9 protein-coding genes and 1 tRNA gene are annotated in these 17381 nt (G+C 57.4%); 5 read left to right on the top strand and 5 right to left on the bottom strand.

What is annotated here, in order from left to right:
• Window positions 1-178: 178 nt before the first annotated feature.
• Complete coding sequence (locus tag AC6HU3_RS05690) at window positions 179-964, bottom strand: hypothetical protein (RefSeq protein ID WP_497472816.1); 786 nt, start codon at window positions 962-964, stop codon at window positions 179-181.
• A gap of 578 nt (window positions 965-1542) precedes the next feature.
• Window positions 1543-1616: transfer RNA gene (locus tag AC6HU3_RS05685), tRNA-Arg, on the bottom strand.
• Between the two features lie 382 nt (window positions 1617-1998).
• Here AC6HU3_RS05685 and AC6HU3_RS05680 point away from each other — a divergent pair.
• The 5 genes from AC6HU3_RS05680 to AC6HU3_RS05660 all read left to right on the top strand — a co-directional run bounded on the left by AC6HU3_RS05680 (window position 1999) and on the right by AC6HU3_RS05660 (window position 12739).
• Window positions 1999-3045 (top strand): hypothetical protein, encoded by a 1047-nt coding sequence (locus AC6HU3_RS05680; protein WP_497472815.1) that lies wholly within the window; start codon window positions 1999-2001, stop codon window positions 3043-3045.
• 184 nt (window positions 3046-3229) lie between these two features.
• On the top strand, window positions 3230-4951 hold the full coding sequence (locus tag AC6HU3_RS05675; protein ID WP_497472814.1) for a WD40 repeat domain-containing protein: 1722 nt from the start codon (window positions 3230-3232) through the stop codon (window positions 4949-4951).
• Window positions 4952-4974: 23 nt separating this feature from the next.
• On the top strand, window positions 4975-6657 hold the full coding sequence (locus tag AC6HU3_RS05670) for a hypothetical protein (protein WP_497472813.1): 1683 nt from the start codon (window positions 4975-4977) through the stop codon (window positions 6655-6657).
• A gap of 74 nt (window positions 6658-6731) precedes the next feature.
• Window positions 6732-7691 (top strand): hypothetical protein, encoded by a 960-nt coding sequence (locus AC6HU3_RS05665; protein ID WP_497472812.1) that lies wholly within the window; start codon window positions 6732-6734, stop codon window positions 7689-7691.
• A complete protein-coding gene (locus AC6HU3_RS05660) occupies window positions 7688-12739 on the top strand; it encodes a hypothetical protein (protein WP_497472811.1) in 5052 nt (1683 codons plus the stop codon). The genes AC6HU3_RS05665 and AC6HU3_RS05660 overlap by 4 nt, the downstream gene beginning before the upstream one ends.
• 75 nt (window positions 12740-12814) lie before the next feature.
• Here AC6HU3_RS05660 and AC6HU3_RS05655 read toward each other — a convergent pair whose 3' ends face one another.
• From AC6HU3_RS05655 to AC6HU3_RS05645, 3 genes are read right to left on the bottom strand one after another with little or no spacing between them, the layout of a single operon-like run.
• Complete coding sequence (locus tag AC6HU3_RS05655; RefSeq protein WP_497472810.1) at window positions 12815-13774, bottom strand: thiamine pyrophosphate-dependent enzyme; 960 nt, start codon at window positions 13772-13774, stop codon at window positions 12815-12817.
• Entirely contained in the window at window positions 13771-14979 is a 1209-nt protein-coding gene (gene porA / locus AC6HU3_RS05650; protein ID WP_497472809.1) for a pyruvate ferredoxin oxidoreductase, read from the bottom strand. The genes AC6HU3_RS05655 and porA overlap by 4 nt, the downstream gene beginning before the upstream one ends.
• Entirely contained in the window at window positions 14976-17228 is a 2253-nt protein-coding gene (locus tag AC6HU3_RS05645) for an NAD(P)-binding protein (RefSeq protein WP_497472808.1), read from the bottom strand. Before AC6HU3_RS05645 ends, porA begins: the two co-directional genes overlap by 4 nt.
• Window positions 17229-17381: the final 153 nt, after the last annotated feature.

Raw genomic sequence — 17381 nt, 5'->3', positions numbered from 1 at the left:
CACCATCTGAACCCGTGGATTCTTTATACCGGGCCCCGTGCGCTGGATTCCATCACTTTTCCACCGCCCTTTCCACACCCGGGATTTCCTCTCCACAGGCCCCTTTTCCATGCCTTTCCACCAATTCCACCGGGAGAAGAAGAGAAGAAAAAAACAAGATAATCTTATCCCAGAACACCTATGGACTGGACGTCCCGGTCCCCCAGTGATAGGAGAGGGACAGTCCCATCCACGGTCCGATCATGCGGTCAAACTCGTTCACGGTTGGCAAGAAAAGGAACAAAGGCAAAAAGGCAATCTGGACAATTGTCCACCCGGTGGATTCGTACACGTTGGTGGACGCGTATCCGGACACCTGAAACGGTCCCCTGTGCCAGACAAACGCCAGTCCTGGACTGAAAAACGAAGCCGCCACAGAAAAATTTGACGTCAATTCCAGCCGGGGAACCAGGAAAAATCCTGGAATTGCTGAAGTTGCAAACATATCCAGTCCTGGTGTGGGCGTCCCCTCCGGAGGACGCGTTCGGTGCAGAAACACATCCACCGAGGCTCCTCCATAAAACGACAGGGTCTTTCTCCGCGGGATGAGCACCAGGACTTCTCCCTCCACAAACCACCCGTGCTCCCAGAAGGTGAGATCATAAGGAGAACCGATATTTCTCCACAGGGCGAGATGTCCCAGGCCCAGCAGGAGTCCCAGACGGGGAGGATCATGCATCCACTTCCGGAGCCAGACCCTCCCGGTTGCCCACTGATAGGTTTCCCGCCAGGTGCGCTGATCTTCCGGCATGCCATAACAGGAGGGGTAACTGTATACAATCTCCCGCACCGGGGTGGCCCCGCCTTCCAGACCGACCTCCCCCTGGCCGGGATGGGGCGACGGAGGCGTGCGCAGATAAGGATAGGCGCAGGCCACACTCCACAGCGCCCAGAGGACGGGACCCGTCCACCGACCCTTCCGCATGGGCAAAAGATACAGCCTTTCCGGAAAAACCGTCAAGGTTTTGAAGGAAAAGCGGTGGAAACTGGGATTCCACCACCTCGCGGTGGAATGCGTGTGGACCCTCCTTCGTTATGCGTGTTCGAGAAATGCGTAGGCCGGATAAACACACGTTTGGGTGGTGGAATTCCGGTGGGGAAAAAATCCACCTGAAAGGCGGCAATTCGGTGGAAATCTGGTGAAAAAAGGATATCCAGCAAAAGTTCGGTGGTAAACAATGCAGGATGCCTGTGGAATCTCTCAGAAATCCAGAAAATCTCTCCACACGTTGCACAACCTCGCGCACAGGGGATCCGGTGGAAATCAAATTCCACCACCTTTCCATGATGCGGCGTACCCTCGTTGGAAGCATGTGAAGAGATGGGACGATCCGTGGGGAGATGCGGAGCTGGAAAACCGGTGGAAAACAAGATTCCACCAGATTGGATACATGGATGGATTTTTCAGGTTTTTCGGGGTTTTCGTGGGGTGGTGGAATTCCGGTGGAATTGGTGAGGGCAAGGGGAACGACGAAGCGTCGGCCGAACAAAACCGGGGAGATGCGCCCCCGGGAGGACTCGAACCTCCGACCTGCGGCTTAGGAAGCCGCCGCTCTGTCCTGCTGAGCTACGAGGGCGCGCGGAAGCATACATAGTATAAAGCCCGGGAAAAGAACGATATGCACGGGTCCTGCGGAGAGGAGAGGGAATGACGTCGGGACCCATATATGTCATCATGTATTTCTGTACATCATCCACACAAGGAAAAGCCTTCGGGCCACTCGTTTCGTACCGCGGGCCTTTGAAAAAATGTCCCGATCCCGGGAATCTTCTCCTCTTTCGCCTTATTCTGCATCGGAAAACCGGGGTTCATTGGAAAAGTGGGGCATGGGGCAGGCGGACTCGCCTTGAATTTTCGCGGATCCTTCTTCAGTATTCCAACATGACGGAACGGTGGGGTTGGCTGGTCCTGGTTCTGACGGTTCTTTCTATCGGCATGCGGGAGAAGGAAGGAAAGTGATGAAACGCTTCGTCCCGGTGCTCGCACTTTCGCTGATCTTCGGTTCGTGTCAGTATCTTCCCTTCTGGCCCAAAAAGAACAAACCGTCTCCCAATCCGGATCTGGTTCGCCTTGTTCCGGTCGATACATTTCCTTACCCCTATCCCTACGAACCCATCGTCCCAAAACTCCAGAGAGACCGTCTTTTCTACGTGAAGGGCCGGGCGGCAGGGGATCTGCTCTGTGGAGATCGCCTGTGGGTCAAAGAGCTTCCCGATGGGCCCGCCCGTGAAATTCTGGATTTCACCACGTTGATCGACTCCTTTCCCGACAACTGCGTGAATTTCTATGACCTCTGGTTTGCGGACACCGAAAGCCTCGTGGTCTTCACAACCGGTGTCCCCTACGCCGTCCCACCCAACGATACAACCCTGTATCCCTTCCACAAACTCATGCTCTATGACTTCAGAACCGGAGGTCTGGACACCCTCCACTGGGGGTGTGCCTCCTACATTGATCCGAGGTTTTCAGTATCCGGCCGGTATATTTTTGTGGCTACCTCGGGGCCGTCTCCACGCTGTCGGGGTACGTTGTGGCGGTACGACCGGGAAACAGGCCACGTGGATTCTGTTTTGACGTTCACAGGTGGACCGCGCTACGGGGGATGGTCGATTTACACGGGATATATTCTGGAAGGGGATTCGGCGTGGATTGTGCAGGGGGATCCGGTGGATATGAACGTGCTTCCGGATCTTGATCCGTGGGAAGGCCGTTTCGTGGTGATGCAGAAGTATTATGGACCCGCAGGCGTTGCGCCGGGAGGACTTGTGGTGTGGGACCGGGTGGGAAGGGTGCTCTATACCCTGGATTTGCCCTTCCCGCCATGGGATTCTGAACCCCATTATGAAAGCTATGTGCGATGGGCAGAAATACCGCAGCTGGGACAAGGCATCGTGCTCTGTATGTTTTTAGGAGGAGACGCAGAGTCGATGGCACAGAGTTCCATGGGTATTTATTTCCTAATGAACTGGAGAAACTACATCGCCCAACAGGAGGAGGTTCAATGATGGGTGCAATAGGATGGGGTCTCATCTGGCTGGTGGCTTCCCCACCGTATGTGGAGAACCTGTTCGTTGTGGATTCCGTAGGGTTCCAATTTTGAAGGAGTCCTCCGGTTGCCGGTTGACTCGATGCATTCCACTGGGGGGCACAACTTGAAATTTCGAAGAGGTCGATGTAGGATTTCACATGATGACGGGATTTGTGCCTCTCTTCCTTTTCTCGACCCTCCAGGTTCAGGGCGTGGCCGGGAAGAAGGGGGTGATGCTTGTCTTCGACGCCTTCGAGCCCGCAGGCATTCAGGAAGTGGGACTCCTGTTCCTCCCCTCTCAGGGAACATCCTCCGGTGATCCCCTGGCCCGGAAGGTGTGCACCCTTTCGGGGAAAACCTCTTCGGTGTGTTCCCGTGCCCACACGGTGCGGGTGAAGCGTTTCCCCCTTCCTCCGGCGAGACTTCAGGACACGGTGATGTGGGTGATGCGGGATGGGTGGAAGCGCGGGGCGGGAGAGGTGGGGCTGTGGGTTCGAGGGGTGGATGGGAAGGTGGAGGTGGGGTGGTTGAAGGAGGGGGTGGGCTTGCAGGTGGTGGGGGACACCTTCCGCTGGCCTTTTGCGGGCTATGATCCGGGACAGAGTTACACCTATCCGTGGGGCGTGTATCCCGATGTGAACGTGCAGTGGTTTCGACCTTGGAGAGCAAGTCATACCTTTGTGACCATGAACGTCTCTGCCGCGGATAACGGCCGTCTCTACATGCCCGGGGGTGACCGTGTCCTGGAAGTGATCGACGTGGAGACGGGAGAAGTGCTGGACACCTCGATCGAGATGGCGTCATGGGTTACGTCGGCGGCTCTGATAGGGGATTCCCTTCTTGCTGTGGGAGGTACGATCGGAATCACGCCAGACGAGGACACCACCCTTCGGATCTTTGAGCTCCCGGAAATGAAAGAAATCCGTGGTTTCCGACTGCATTACGTCGGGGGCATGATCACGGTTGGGGAAGACCTTCTGATATGGGGGCAGGGACTGTATCGCATCCGGCTTTCCACATGGGAGGTCGACCCCCTCGAAACCGAAATTCCCGGGGGTGGGCCCCTCATGATCGGTGATACGCTGATGATCCATACCCGGGGCAGCTGGGATACATCCTGGATTGTCGCCCGGGAGTTCCCCTCAGGGCGGGTTCGGTGGGCTGTGCCCGGGATTTACTTTTTTGGTGCTTACCACGAAGGAGATACTGTTGTATGGCTCAAAGACCCTCGTCTCCGTGCCCTGGATCTCCGCTCGGGGAAGACCCTTCGGGAGTTTCCCTTTCGTGGGGTGTTCGTAAGTCGGGATATGAACAGAGGGCGGTGGATCGTGAAGAGCGAAATTGTGGACTATGGATCACGGGTGCAAACCACCATTTTTCGCCTGGATGAATGGGGATTTCATCAGGATACGTTGCTGGACCTTGGGAAGGGGGGAACTGCGGCTGGAATGGCGGGAGACGTCCTGTGGGTTGCGGGCGAACATGTCTATGCACTTCGCTGGGATGGAAGTCTATTATGTTCACGTGAGCGTACACCGGGAGACTGGGATCAATGGGGAGGCGTGGTATCGTATTCGCCCTTTTATCCGCTGTTTTATCGGAACTTCGTCGTTCTTTCCAACCGGATGGGGCGGTTTGTGTTACAAGCTTCTTTTGTTCCTCCAGAAGAATGGGCACACAGAACTTACCGAATCATTCCAGGGAGACGTTCATTGATCATAGAGTTTCCGGATGACCAAATTCGGACATTAGTCTTATGGGATAACTCCGGAAGAAAGGTTGGAACAGCGAGAGTACGGGGGCGCGTAACTATGTCCGTACCGCGTCCTGGTATAATTTACATTTGGTTTGAGGGTTTTAAAGAAAAAATGGTTATTTTCTGATTCTTCTGAAAGGAGGTGTGATCATGGTAGGTAGGAACAATCGGTTGCTGTGGGGCATCGCAGGAAGTATTATAGTTGCCTTTCACCTAAACGCACAAACACTTGCAAGGGTCGATACTCTTGGTCCAGGGCGGTATAAACTCGTACTTATGGTTGATTCTTCAGGCACGATTGACGGCCTGATGGTTAACGTGTGGAAAACTTACAATCTCATTGTCAATGATAGTGGAGACACCTTGAACATGTATACGTCATATGGATTCATTCCTGGCGGAAGCCTCGACACTGTAGGTTACGAGGTCCTCCACATTGATTCCCTACGATCCGCAAAGAACTATCGCCTTGGAATTCGATGGGAAGGCTATGTATTTACAGACACCACCCTTCTTCCACGAGGGATTGTGATTGATAGCGCCTCGTTGGTTTTTCCCATCGGAGATAAACAAGGATTTTTCCCGGAAGAAATATTGGTCGGGATGGTAGATACCGTGCGACTTACAGGGTATGCAGATACGATCTATGAAGAACTCGGAGTACTTAATTCCAACGCCAGCGGTTGGTATAGTTTTTACGTGTTTGATACCACATGGACTATCAGGGTATCAATGCCAGAAGTAGCAGAAAGAATTCGCATAATAAGGCAAAACTATTCCGGAGAAGGTGTTAATCTCGCGGTACGGATGAACGAATACGGATGGGACGACCTGTCAATACCTGCTTACGCGAAATTAACGCGGAATGTTATTATGTTAGAAATTTACTTCCATTCTCCTATCCGAATCCAGCCTATATTTCCACAGGAGAATGATACACTTTATACAGGTTTCCCTCAAACGATAAGAGGGATTGTTGAGCACGATTCAGGGAAAGCAATCGCCGTAAACGTTTTAGTAAATACCCCTTCCGGAAACATTTCTATTTTGGACACAAGTTCACCAACAGGATATTTAGAGTACAATGCCTCGTACACCTTTTCAGACCCATGCAACTCATGTTCCATCACAGTCCAAGCGTTTCCTGCGAACAATTTTGGGGAAAAAATAACTATGACGATCCCCATTGTTGTTGTTCATCCTCCTCTTCCCGAAATTCACCTTTTATGGCCATCGGATCCAGGGATTAGCGTTAAAGAAGGGCAAATTTACCAAATTAGATATCATGCCATGGCGGTTAATGGGATTTACGTAGTTGAAGCACGACTTTCCACTGATGGAGGTTCTACGTTTCCATATAGAATTGGATATCACTATCCTCAGGAAGCGACCGAAATTATAGACTCACTTCCGTGGGAGATAAATTTTATCCCGAGTAAGCACATAAGGGTTTTGGTCCGTGTGATTACAAGTCAACTTGGACTGATGGCAAAGGACACAAGCAATTACGACATCGGATACAAGCTCCGAAAACCCGGCAATCCCTCTCTCACCATCACCGATTCGGGACTGGCGTTTTCGTGGATCGATCGCTCGTCGTATGAGACACGATATTCAGCGAAATTCTGGTTGAGGACGTGGGATGGGGACACGATAGCGTGGGGTCAGAAGATTGCAGATACGAACGGCACGAGCGGGTTCATCGCCTGGACAGACAGCACATGGAATCACATTCCGTCCGGCACCGGAACGAATGCCATCTCGGTGTTCGTTCCGCGGTCAGAGCGCGGGGGCTTGAATTTTCGGAAGTTTTTCTTTACCTTCCAGACATGACCGAACGGCGGGGGTGGCTGGTCCTGGTTCGGATGGTTCTTTCCCCTGACATGCGGGAGGAGAGAGGAAAGTAGATGAAACGCTTCGTCCCGGTGCTCGCACTTTCGCTGATCTTCAGTTCCTGTCAATATCTTCCCTTCTGGCCTCTGAACAACCGGCAACAGGAGGAAGGTCCGGACGTCATCCACCTTGCAACCAACTTCTACGGCATCCTGGTTCCCTCCACCGGCCAGATGTATGGGTGTGTCTGGACCACCCCCTTCAATGGATGGCGGATGGAACGATGCAGGGGGCTCTGGAAATACGATCCCGCATCGGACTCAATGACCCCCATCGTGGACACCTTCACCTCCCCCCTCGAAATCTTCACCATGAGCCTGTCTTCAAACGAACAGTACATCCTGATTCAGGGGGATTATGGGATCAGAGGTTCCATGCGACTCATGCTTTTTGACATTTCCGAAGAAAGGATTGTGTCTTCCTTTCCGGAAACCACGCTCAATCTGGCGTACCACATTCTTCCATCCTGGGAAAACCCGGTGGTGGGTTATATGAAGGCCTGGGACTGTTTTGGAGATTGCGGCATTGCTGCACGCATTAACTTTCTGACGGGAGAGATTTCAGCCGCCGAGAGTTTGATCGGGTGGCAGGGATTTTACGTGATCCCCTCTTCCGAGGGAAAAGACAGCGTGGTCGTGGTGGACAGCACCTACGCCGCCATCCCTTCCAATCCCACACTGCATCTTTTGTACGAGTGCGGATTCAGAAATTACCAATCGGGGAAGGTGTACACGTATTCCTCCGAATTACGCCGAAAGATTCCCGAGATGGGATGGGAGTGGTGGCCCTGGAGCGGATGGGTGGGGACACGGGACAGTTTTCTTTTCTATGCCAAGATTCATACCAGTTCCGGGAGACCCAAACGTCTGGAGGCGTGGTTGATTCGAAATCTGAGTCGTTATCTGGTGGAGACTTCGGAAGGATGTAACTCGAACAAAAAAGGGTTGCAGGTACCACAGGAGGTTTTTCCATGAAGAGCCGTGCCCTGATGATTCTTCTTTTCCCTGCATGGCTGATGGCACAGGAAAGCCTCCAGTTTGACTTCGATGGGGGTGTGCAGGGAGGAAATATCCCCAAAACAGGACAGACTCTGCATCTCAAAGTTCGGATTCATGCCACCGATCAGGTGGCCCCCTTTCGAATCGGACCGTATCTTCCGGAAGGCCTCGAGTTCCTTGGTGGGGACACCCTGAAAACCCTTGCACTTTCACCCGGGGATCGGGATTCCGTCCAGATGACCCTGCGGATCAACCAACCGGGTGTGTATCGCGTGGGGTGGTTGATTTTGCCGGCCGATCGTGACACCGTCACACCATTTGAAACGTTCTACCTGACCACATTCTTTGTTTCTCGTGAAGATACGGGCTATTTTCTGGACTCGTCTCAAATCAAAACCCTCCTTCAGAAGGGCGGGCTGTACAACGATCTGAACCATGCGCAGAATGTGCTGTCGGTTGACTCGACCCACATAGAAGGACCGGTCAACTGGATAAAAATCTCCGGAACGGTGCAATTTGAATCACCACAGGGAAACGTGGATGGCGCGCAAATCGAAGTGTGTCTTGATGAGTGGGGAATCAATATCATCTGTACTCACACGGATGGTCAGGGGCGTTATTCTTTCCAAATTCCGGGGGCTTCGTTCTTTGCAGAGCCCTATCGTGTGTGGGTGCGCACGGCCAATTCATGGGGTGAAGTCCATCAACCATGGAGAGGGGAATACGTTTACAGTCTGGTGGATGGCTGGGTGAGACGGCGCTTCGAACTCAGTCCGGGGACTTATACGCTGGGGTATCGGTGGCTGAATTTGCGCGGGGGAGATAGCGTAACCGTCAATTTCTTCTTCCCCTGGTATTCAAAAGAGGCCCGTCTGGCCAAACTCGTCGACCTGATTCGCCACCACGGGGAAATTGTGGCAGGTGCTGGAATTCCCTGGCAACCGGTTCAGATCAACTATCCGGACAGCGCCGTGGTGTGCTTTGATATCCGGTTTACCAATCTTGGAGGATGTTACCCTCTGAAGATGGGGAGTTCGTTTGCCATCGATATGCGAGCAAAAGGCATTTTCCGGGTGACCGTCCTGGGAACGTATGACATGTCCCCTTCGGTCCATTATGCCCATCCAGCCATCGCCGTAATCAACGAACATGCGTCCGTATGGGATCCGCTTTATTCTCTCGAAGTGAGTCATGAAATTGGTCATCTGGTGCAATATGTGCTTTTGGGAGGCAAAATGCCCTATGGGGATCTGGATCGGGAACATTATTACAGGAAAGTGACCAATCCCGGGCATGCGTTTCGGGAAGGGTTTGCAGAATTCTGGGAATTCGCATCCTGGCGGGGACAAATGGATATTCCCGCCGAGGTGGAGTTCTTCGAACCGCAGGGAACACCTATGTACGGGGGAGAGCGGGGACTAAATTCCGACGGTCGTAAGGTGGAAGGGGCGGTGATGCAGTATTTGTGGGATTTGCTGGACGACCCTTCTGAGGACGATAACACGCCCGGATGGGACGATGACGGGTTTGCTCACAGCCTGCAGGAAATTCTTCAGGCGCATTACCGGATGAGGAACGATCTTCAATATGCAGGGAACTTCCAGGTTCTTGACACAGCAATTTATGTGGGATCGATCGAAGTGCTGCGCGTAACGATCCGTGCCAAAGGCTACAAAGTGCAAACGCCTCAGGGACTTTCCACCGATTTCGTCCGTGCACTGGAGGATGAATTGAACAACCAGGAACTCAAACAGTCGGAACTGTATGAGGTGGTTGTCCATCCATATTCCACAACAGACCCCTACCCTCTCCCTGTTCTGGATCTGGTTGATGTTCGGCAAATTGATAACCAGACATTTCGCCTGATCTGGCGAGACCATGTGGGAGAAGGCCACTATCAAATCAACCTTTACAACGCTTCAACCGGTGGATCATCAAAGATTCTCCTCCTTCCTGATCGGGAGACGACCACGGTAAGCGTGGATCCATGGGACATCATGGAAATCGGCCTGTCTTACCGTCTGGCTGACGATGCGACGCCACGACTCATTCGGACAGGACCATATGTCCAGCCGTACCTGAAAAAAGTGGATGTCACGCCTCAGGGCATGGCCCTTCGATGGTTTGATCTCTCAACCGCGGAAACGGGATATCGGGTCTCGTGGATTTGCGAAAGATGGGGCGGAGGAGCAGACACGCTGATACGCCTTTTGCCCCCTGACACGGATACGCTGTTTGTTTCGTGGAACGACGCTCTGTGGGACAGTTTACCTTCGGGCGTAACTTACCGTCGTATCCTCGTGAAAGTGGAATCTGTACGATATGGCAATACTTCCTCTGCAGATTCCACAGCAATCCTTCTCCCCCGTCCCACCCTCGACGCCGCCGTCATCACCGACTCCGGCATTCAGATCACCTGGAGCAACAAACCCTCATGGGCCGTTCACGTGGCCGCAAGCATCCAGATGGCCGACTCCGGCCGGGGTTATATCCTGGGCACCGCCTCTTCCGGAACCGGCATCATTCCCTGGAACATCCCCCTCTGGAACGCCTTCCCCACCCTGGATGATACCGTCATCCTCTACCTTTATTCCCGCCGACCCCTCGGCCCCAACGGAAACCGTGTACTCACCTCCGGACCTCCCCCCTCCCGCGAAACCCTCCGGATTCTCGACCCACCCGGCCACACGCCTCTCTGGAGCAACTGCAGCGACTCCACAAGGATCAACATCCGGCTTGCCTATTACCCCAACGTTGCCAAAGGAAGCGGATTCGTGATCGAACGCACAACACCGGGTGGGAGTTCCTGGAACGTGATCGACACCGTGTGGAGTTCCACGGCGACACTGGTCCAGGACGTGCTTTCTCCGGGCCAGGCGTTTGAATACCGTGTTCGGAGTTTCCGGGCGCTCGGGCCGGATACCGCGTTTCGGCTTGTCCTTTCGGGGCCCAATTTCCGGAACGTGGGGTATGCGGAACACGCCCTGGACGGGGAGATCGGCCTGCCCAGTGCCGAACGGTTCACAAGAAACGCCCTGGCCTTTGCCTGGGTCAACCAGAACGCACCGGCCTATTCATATTTCGGCTATCTTATGAGTTTCAAAAACAGCCGTCCCCGGTGTTTCAACTGGCCGGTGTGGGTGTCGGCAGGCGTGACCACCCGGGTGGATTCCCCCTGGGTCCCCATCCCACCTGTGGTGGCCGAACAGGGGAACACCGTGTGGGCAGCCCAGCTCCTCGGGAACGGGAACCTCTATATCCGCCGGTACGAGCGGAACGGGAACACGTGGACGGGGGTGGCCGATACGTCCCTGCCCCTGACGGGGCTTTCCGGTGTTCGTGATCTGGGACTGGGTGTGGATGGACAGGGCCGGGTGTGGGCGGTGGTGAGCACCTCCACCAGGGTGGTCGGCATCGTGTGGGATGGAAGCACGGTGGGGTCGTCCACGTTGTATATCGTGCCATCTTCCGCATGGGAGATCAGCGGGGCGGTGGGCGTGTGGAGCCGGGGCGGGCACGTCCTGGTGAGCGTGCCGGTGTATAAGGTCAGTGACACCAAAATCACACGGGTGGTCGTGGTGGAGGTCGGAGGAGGGAGGACCACCGTGGTGGACCAGGGAGGGTATGCGGGAGAACCCCGGTACCACTACACCGACGTGGTGGGCCTTTCTCCCGGGATCGGGGTGGTGTATGGCTCCTCAACGAACGGCTGGCACTATCAGACCGTGGGACAGACCCCCCTTCTTCTTCCTGGCTCTTTCCGTGCCTGTGATCTTGAGGAGGCGGTGGGGTATGCGGTCGTGGTGTGCTCGCCGGAAGATTCCACGGCCAGCGTCCAGGCCTTTGTGATCGATGTGGCAAACAACCGGGTGTATCGAACCGTGGACCTGGGCCTTCCGGGCCTGGCCCATGCTGAGGTTCAGCCGGTGTATGCGGGGATGGACTTCCGGACCGGACGGACCCGGTATCGCCTGGACCTTTTCACCGCCCGCCGCCGACCGGGCCTGTATGGCGGCGTGGCCATCGACAGCACAAGCCTTGGCTATGTCTGGAGCACCTCCCCCGCTCCAGCGTCTCGCCAGGAAGGGCCTCCTTCCCTTCTCGGCGGAAATCCCGATACGTCCTGGGTCGGGCTGTGGCGGGTGTCCACGCTGAACGATGGGGAAAACACCCGGCTGGTGGTGGAGGAAGCCGGGAAAGGCGGGTTTGTGGTGGCTGTGGCCCCCAGGATTCAGATCGGGACGGTGCTTCCGGACGATTCGGGTCTGGTGATCCACGCGGGCTTCGGCGGGGTGAAGGGGTCGATGGTGTGGGGCGATCTCCCTGTTCCCCTTGAAGGTTTCCGGACCGACCGGGTGGCGTATGAAGTGCTCGGTGGAGAAACCCCTTCTTCGTGGCTTGTGGCCCGGGACGGAACGACGGGAGGAGAGGCGTTTGGACAGGACGTGGGGGATACGCTGGTGTATGCCATTCCGGTTTCGGGCTTTGAGGGCGTGGTGGATCTTTTGATGATGAAGGTGGAGAGCGACACGGTGTGGGCGGAAGTTTCGGGGTGTGGGGTGGAGGCGATCCCGGTGGAATCGGGTGTCTGGAAGGGTGTCCGGTTTCCGGTGTGTGCAGGCGCGGGGGACACGCTGAGACTCCGGTTGTGGGGTGAGGAGGGGAAGGCGGTGGGCCTTCGGCGGATTGCCCTGTTCGGGAGTGGTGAGGTTCTGGCGTCGGTGGGGCGGGGCGAAGGACAGAGTGGGGTGATGGATGAGGACGTGCGTCCGGTGGTCCGGTTTGGGTGGGATCGGAGTCGGTTGATGAGGTCCGGTGTGCTGCGGGTGGGTGTGCCGGACGGTGGGGAGGTGTTGATTCGTGTGTGGGATGTGGTGGGTCGGAAGCGGTTTGAGGAGCGTGTGGAGATGCGGGAAGGGGGGTATGTGGAGCGGGATCTGGGGAGGGTGTTGAAGGGAGGTGTGCACGTGGTGGAGGTGAGGTGGAGGGATCGCGTGGACCGGGGACGGATCGTGGTGCCGTGAGCGGAACAAAACACTCCGGAGAACCCAAGAGAGCGGGGGCCAGAGGCCCCCGCCCTCATTCAGGCCTGCGATGGGTCAGGAGATGCGGGTGGGGATGTTCTCGTCCGTGCCGTGGGTTCTCCGGTGGGCTTCCACAAAATCCTCAAACCGCTCGAGAATTTGACGGGTGATCTCTGCCTTCAGTTCGTCGGGAAGGTTCCGGAACCGGCCCTGGGCTTTGAGATAGTCCTCCACGGGCCGGGGACGCTCAGGCCGGTAGTTCACGGTCACCCGCTTGCCGTCCTCAATCTCCACCAGAGGGAAAACGAGCGCTTCCACCGCAAGACGGGCAAGGGTCACGGTCTTTTCGGAGGAAAACTTCCATCCGGGCGGGCAGGGAGAGAACACCTGAATGAAGCGGAATCCCCGGATCTCCCGTGCTTTCTTGAATTTTCTCACCAGGTCTTCGGGGAAGGCGGGGGAAACGGTGGCCACATAGGGGACGCGGTGGGCAGCCAGGATGTTCACGATGTCCTTCTTGAGGACGTGACGCCGGGCACCGTCAGGGGTGGTGGTGGTCCAGGCACCCACCGGCGTGGAACCGCTCCGCTGGATTCCCGTGTTCATATAGGCTTCGTTGTCATACACCACATACAGCACGTCCTCGTTGCGTTCGGCCGCCCCGGAAAGGGCCTGGAGACCGATGTCATACGTCCCGCCGTCCCCTGCCCATGCCATCACCGTCACATCGTTTTCGCCCCGCTGGGCAAAGGCCGCCCGGATCCCAGTGGCCGCAATGGCCGCCGTTTCAAAAGCGGTGTGGAAAAGGGGCACCTGAAGGGCGTGCTGGGGAAAGGGGCCGTCGATCACCGTCCAGCAACAGGCGGGCACGGTGACCACCGTCCGCTCCCCCAGAGCCTTCAGAGCCAGGCGCATGGCCAGGGTGGCACCGCACCCCTGACAGGCCACATGGCCCGGTTCCATGAGCTCATCCCGCCCGATCCGGTCAAGGAGACCGTAATGGATCTGGGTGGTGTTCACGGTTTTCACGCTCATGACCCGTCCTCCCGAAAGCGCGCCCCCACGAAATGGGGGATGGGGTCTGCCGGATCCCAGGCATCCAGACGGTCATACACCGTCAGGATGGTGTCCACCGTCACGTCCCGTCCCCCGAGACCGATCACGGCTCCATACACGTCCGGTGCCGGCACCAGACCATACAGGGCGGACTTGACTTCCTGGAAGAAGATCCCGTGATGACCGAAGGAGATGTTCCGGTCCAGCACGACCACCCGGGACGCGCCCCGCAGGGCATTCCGGAGGTCCTCAAAGGGGAAGGGGCGGAACAGGCGGAGTTTTGCAAGGCCCACCCGTTCTCCCCGCTCCCGCAACTGATCCACCGCCACCCGGACGGTGGTGGCCGTGGCGCCTGCGATCACAAACACCGTGTCGGCATCCTCCACCCGGTAGAGATCCAGGGGTTCATAGGCGGTCCCGAAGTGTTCCCCGAAGGCCTGCCCCACGTCTTTCCAGACCCTGCGGGCCTTCTGCATGGCCTGTTCCTGCCGGACCTTGAACTCGAAATAGAGGGAGGGGTCCGCAAGGTTTCCGACCGACCGGGGGTTGGAAAGGTCCAGACGATAGGGATAGTCCAGGGGCGGGAGGAAGGCGTCCACCACCTCCTGATCATAGAGATACACAGGTTCGGCGGTGTGGGAGAGCACGAAAGCATCCAGGATCACCATCACCGGAAGAAGCACCGTTTCCGCCACCCGGTAGGCCTGGAGGATCAGGTCCAGCACCTCCTGATTGGACTCGGCGTACACCTGCATCCATCCGGTATCCCGCTGGGACAGCGAGTCGTTCTGGTCCGTCCAGATGGACCACGGGGGAGCCATGGCACGGTTCACGTTCACCATCACAATGGGGAGACGGGCACCGGCGGCCCAGTGGAGCAGTTCGTGCATCAGGGCCAGTCCCTGAGCCGAGGTGGCCGTGAAGGTGCGGGCACCCCCGACGGCCGCCCCGATGCAGGCAGCCATGGCGGAGTGTTCAGATTCCACCGTGATGAACCGGGCGGGGAGTTCCCCTGAAGCCACCATTTCCGAAAGGAGTTCCACGATGTGGGTCTGGGGGGTGATGGGATAGGCGGAAATCACCTGGACCCTCGCCCGCTTGACGGCATGGGAAACCGTGTGGTTTCCGGTCAACACCTTCCAGGTCCCGGCAACCCGGGCCTGTGCCTTTTCATGGATACTCATGGCCGCACCTCCACCCGTTCGTCCACCATGGAGAGCGCCGCCCGCGGGCACTCTTCCACGCAGATCCCGCAACCCTTGCAGTGGTCATAGTCAATCACGGGTTTGCCGTTCATGGTGATCACGGCGTCCGGACAGAAGGTGGCGCACACCGTGCACCCGTTGCAGGTGCCGCACACAAAACACCGGGAGGCCTCCTCGAGCACCCGGGCCTCATCCCAGGTGAGCACTTCCTCCCGGGCGAGGGCAAGTTCGCCGTGCTCATCCACCGTGATCTGGCGTTCGGCTTCCTGTCGGGGTTTGGGGAGAAAGGCGTCCAGCCGGATAAAGGCCAGGCTGGCCGTTTTCCGCACGGGTTCTTTCGCGGGGAGTTCGCCGGTGGCCAGGTAATGATCCACGGCCCGGGCGATGCGGTAGCCCCAGGCCATGGCCTTCACCACCAGAGACGGCCCTTCCACCAGGTCACCGCCCGCGAACACGCCGGGAAGCCGGGTGGCGCCGGTGTGCCGATCGGCCTGGATCCAGCCGTCGTCCCCGAGGAGCTCGCTGGGAAGATACCCGAAGGCCGGACGTTCACCGATGGCCCGGATCACGATGTCAAACGTCCGTTCCTCCACCGCACCCTCAATGGGCACCGGACGGGGACGGCCGCTCTTGTCCTTTTCGCCGAGTTTCATCTTCTGGAGCCGAACCCGCAGGCCGTCGGGAGTTTTCTCGATGGCCACGGGCTGGACCAGGAATTCAAAGGGAATCCCATCGGCTTCGGCGTGGGCGATCTCTTCTTCGATGGCGGGCATTTCCTTCCGGGTCCGGCGATAGAGCACCACCGGTTCCAGCCCCAGCTTCTTTGCCACCCGGGCCACGTCCATGGCCACGTTGCCACCCCCGATCACCGCCACCCGTCGGCCTTCACCCTTCCAGGTCCCTCGGGCCACGGCCCGCAGGAATTCCAGACCGGACAGGGTGTGTTCTTCGCCAGGAATCCCCATGTGGCGTTCCTCATGAGCCCCGATGGCGAGAACCACCGCATCGTGGTCCTTCTGGAGGTCTTCCACCGTGAGGTCCTTCCCCACGGTGACCCCGGTTCGGAAGGTGATCCCCATGCGTTCAAGATGGGCGACTTCCTGATCCACCACGGAATTGGGGAGGCGATATTCGGGAATCCCGTACCGCAGAATGCCCCCCGGTGCGTCGTCTTTCTCAAACACGGTCACAGCGTGACCGGCCTTCCGGAGAAAATAGGCGGCGGTCAGGCCGGCAGGACCGCTTCCCACCACCGCCACCCGCCTGCCCGTTTCCTCCCGGGGCGGAAGGACCTTGAGATGGCCGAACCGGTCACCCAGAAACCGCTCCACGTTTTTGATGTTCACGCTTCCCTCGAGTTTGCGGCGGTTGCACCCCACCTCGCAGAGGGCGGGACACACCCTCCCCGTGACGGCCGGGAAGGGATTCCGTTCCAGCAGGATGCGGGCGGCTTTTTCCAGATCGCCCTGCTGGATGGCGTTCATATACCGGGGGATGGGGGTCCCGAGGGGGCAGGCCTTCTCGCAGGGACCGGCCTTTTCGTCCAGCACGGGGCGCATGTTCCGCCAGAAACCGGTGCGGTTTTCCCGGGTGCTGGTGGACGAGATGGTCACGTCCGGAAGCTCGTCCACGGTGGGAAGACGTTTTTTGCGCGTGCCGTTGGAGGAAAGGACGTTCACATGCGCTTCTTGCACCGTCTCCCAGGCATCCCGGGCGGCCTTCTGGTTGTCCTCCACCCGGACGGGAACCTCTTCCGCGATGCTGGCAAGCACGTGGTCCAGGTCCACGTCCAGAATTCGGGCCAGGGCCCCCATCATGGCGGTGTTCACGATGGGAGACGTTGGGCTTCCCAGCCGGTGCTTCCGGGCAATGGCCGAGGCATCCACCCAGAAGACCCGGGCGTTTTCAGGAAGAGCCAGGCTTTGTGGGGGTTCAGGCAGGTTCAGAAGCACCAGCCCCCCTTTTCGGAGATCGTTCAGGATCCCCAGGGTGAGAAGGGTGGGGTCCAGCACCACGATGACGTCGGGATTCTGGATCCCCGAACGCACAAAGGGCTCGCCGGGCTGACCCAGGCGCAAAAAGGCCTGGACCGGTGCCCCCCGGCGCTCCACACCGAACTGCGGAAAGGATTGAACCCAGAATCCCTGACGAAAGGCGGCGGACGCAAAAATTTTGGACGCCACCACCGTCCCCTGCCCTCCCCGCCCGTGAAAGCGGAGTTCCTTCATCGCGCACCTCCTGCGTGAGAGAGGGTTCAGCACAGAAGTGTTGCAAAAATATTGCCAGAACGGCATGTCCGGAGACGATTGTTGGAAACGAGGTTTTCGAGAATCACCATTCCAAAAGTCGGGACGAAACGCCCAAAATTGTGCTTCAATTTT

It is taken from the genome of Caldifarcimen microaerophilum, assembly GCF_055387105.1.
The sequence above is the reverse complement of the archived record's forward strand: the minus strand, read 5'-3'. Positions and strand labels throughout refer to the sequence as shown.

Bases quoted from the DNA above. Each gene is read 5' to 3' on its own strand.
- AC6HU3_RS05690 (WP_497472816.1), bottom strand. From the start codon at position 964: ATGCGGAAGGGTCGGTGGACGGGTCCCGTCCTCTGGGCGCTGTGGAGT.
- AC6HU3_RS05680 (WP_497472815.1), top strand. From the start codon at position 1,999: ATGAAACGCTTCGTCCCGGTGCTCGCACTTTCGCTGATCTTCGGTTCG.
- AC6HU3_RS05675 (WP_497472814.1), top strand. From the start codon at position 3,230: ATGACGGGATTTGTGCCTCTCTTCCTTTTCTCGACCCTCCAGGTTCAG.
- AC6HU3_RS05670 (WP_497472813.1), top strand. From the start codon at position 4,975: ATGGTAGGTAGGAACAATCGGTTGCTGTGGGGCATCGCAGGAAGTATT.
- AC6HU3_RS05665 (WP_497472812.1), top strand. From the start codon at position 6,732: ATGAAACGCTTCGTCCCGGTGCTCGCACTTTCGCTGATCTTCAGTTCC.
- AC6HU3_RS05660 (WP_497472811.1), top strand. From the start codon at position 7,688: ATGAAGAGCCGTGCCCTGATGATTCTTCTTTTCCCTGCATGGCTGATG.
- AC6HU3_RS05655 (WP_497472810.1), bottom strand. From the start codon at position 13,774: ATGAGCGTGAAAACCGTGAACACCACCCAGATCCATTACGGTCTCCTT.
- porA (WP_497472809.1), bottom strand. From the start codon at position 14,979: ATGAGTATCCATGAAAAGGCACAGGCCCGGGTTGCCGGGACCTGGAAG.
- AC6HU3_RS05645 (WP_497472808.1), bottom strand. From the start codon at position 17,228: ATGAAGGAACTCCGCTTTCACGGGCGGGGAGGGCAGGGGACGGTGGTG.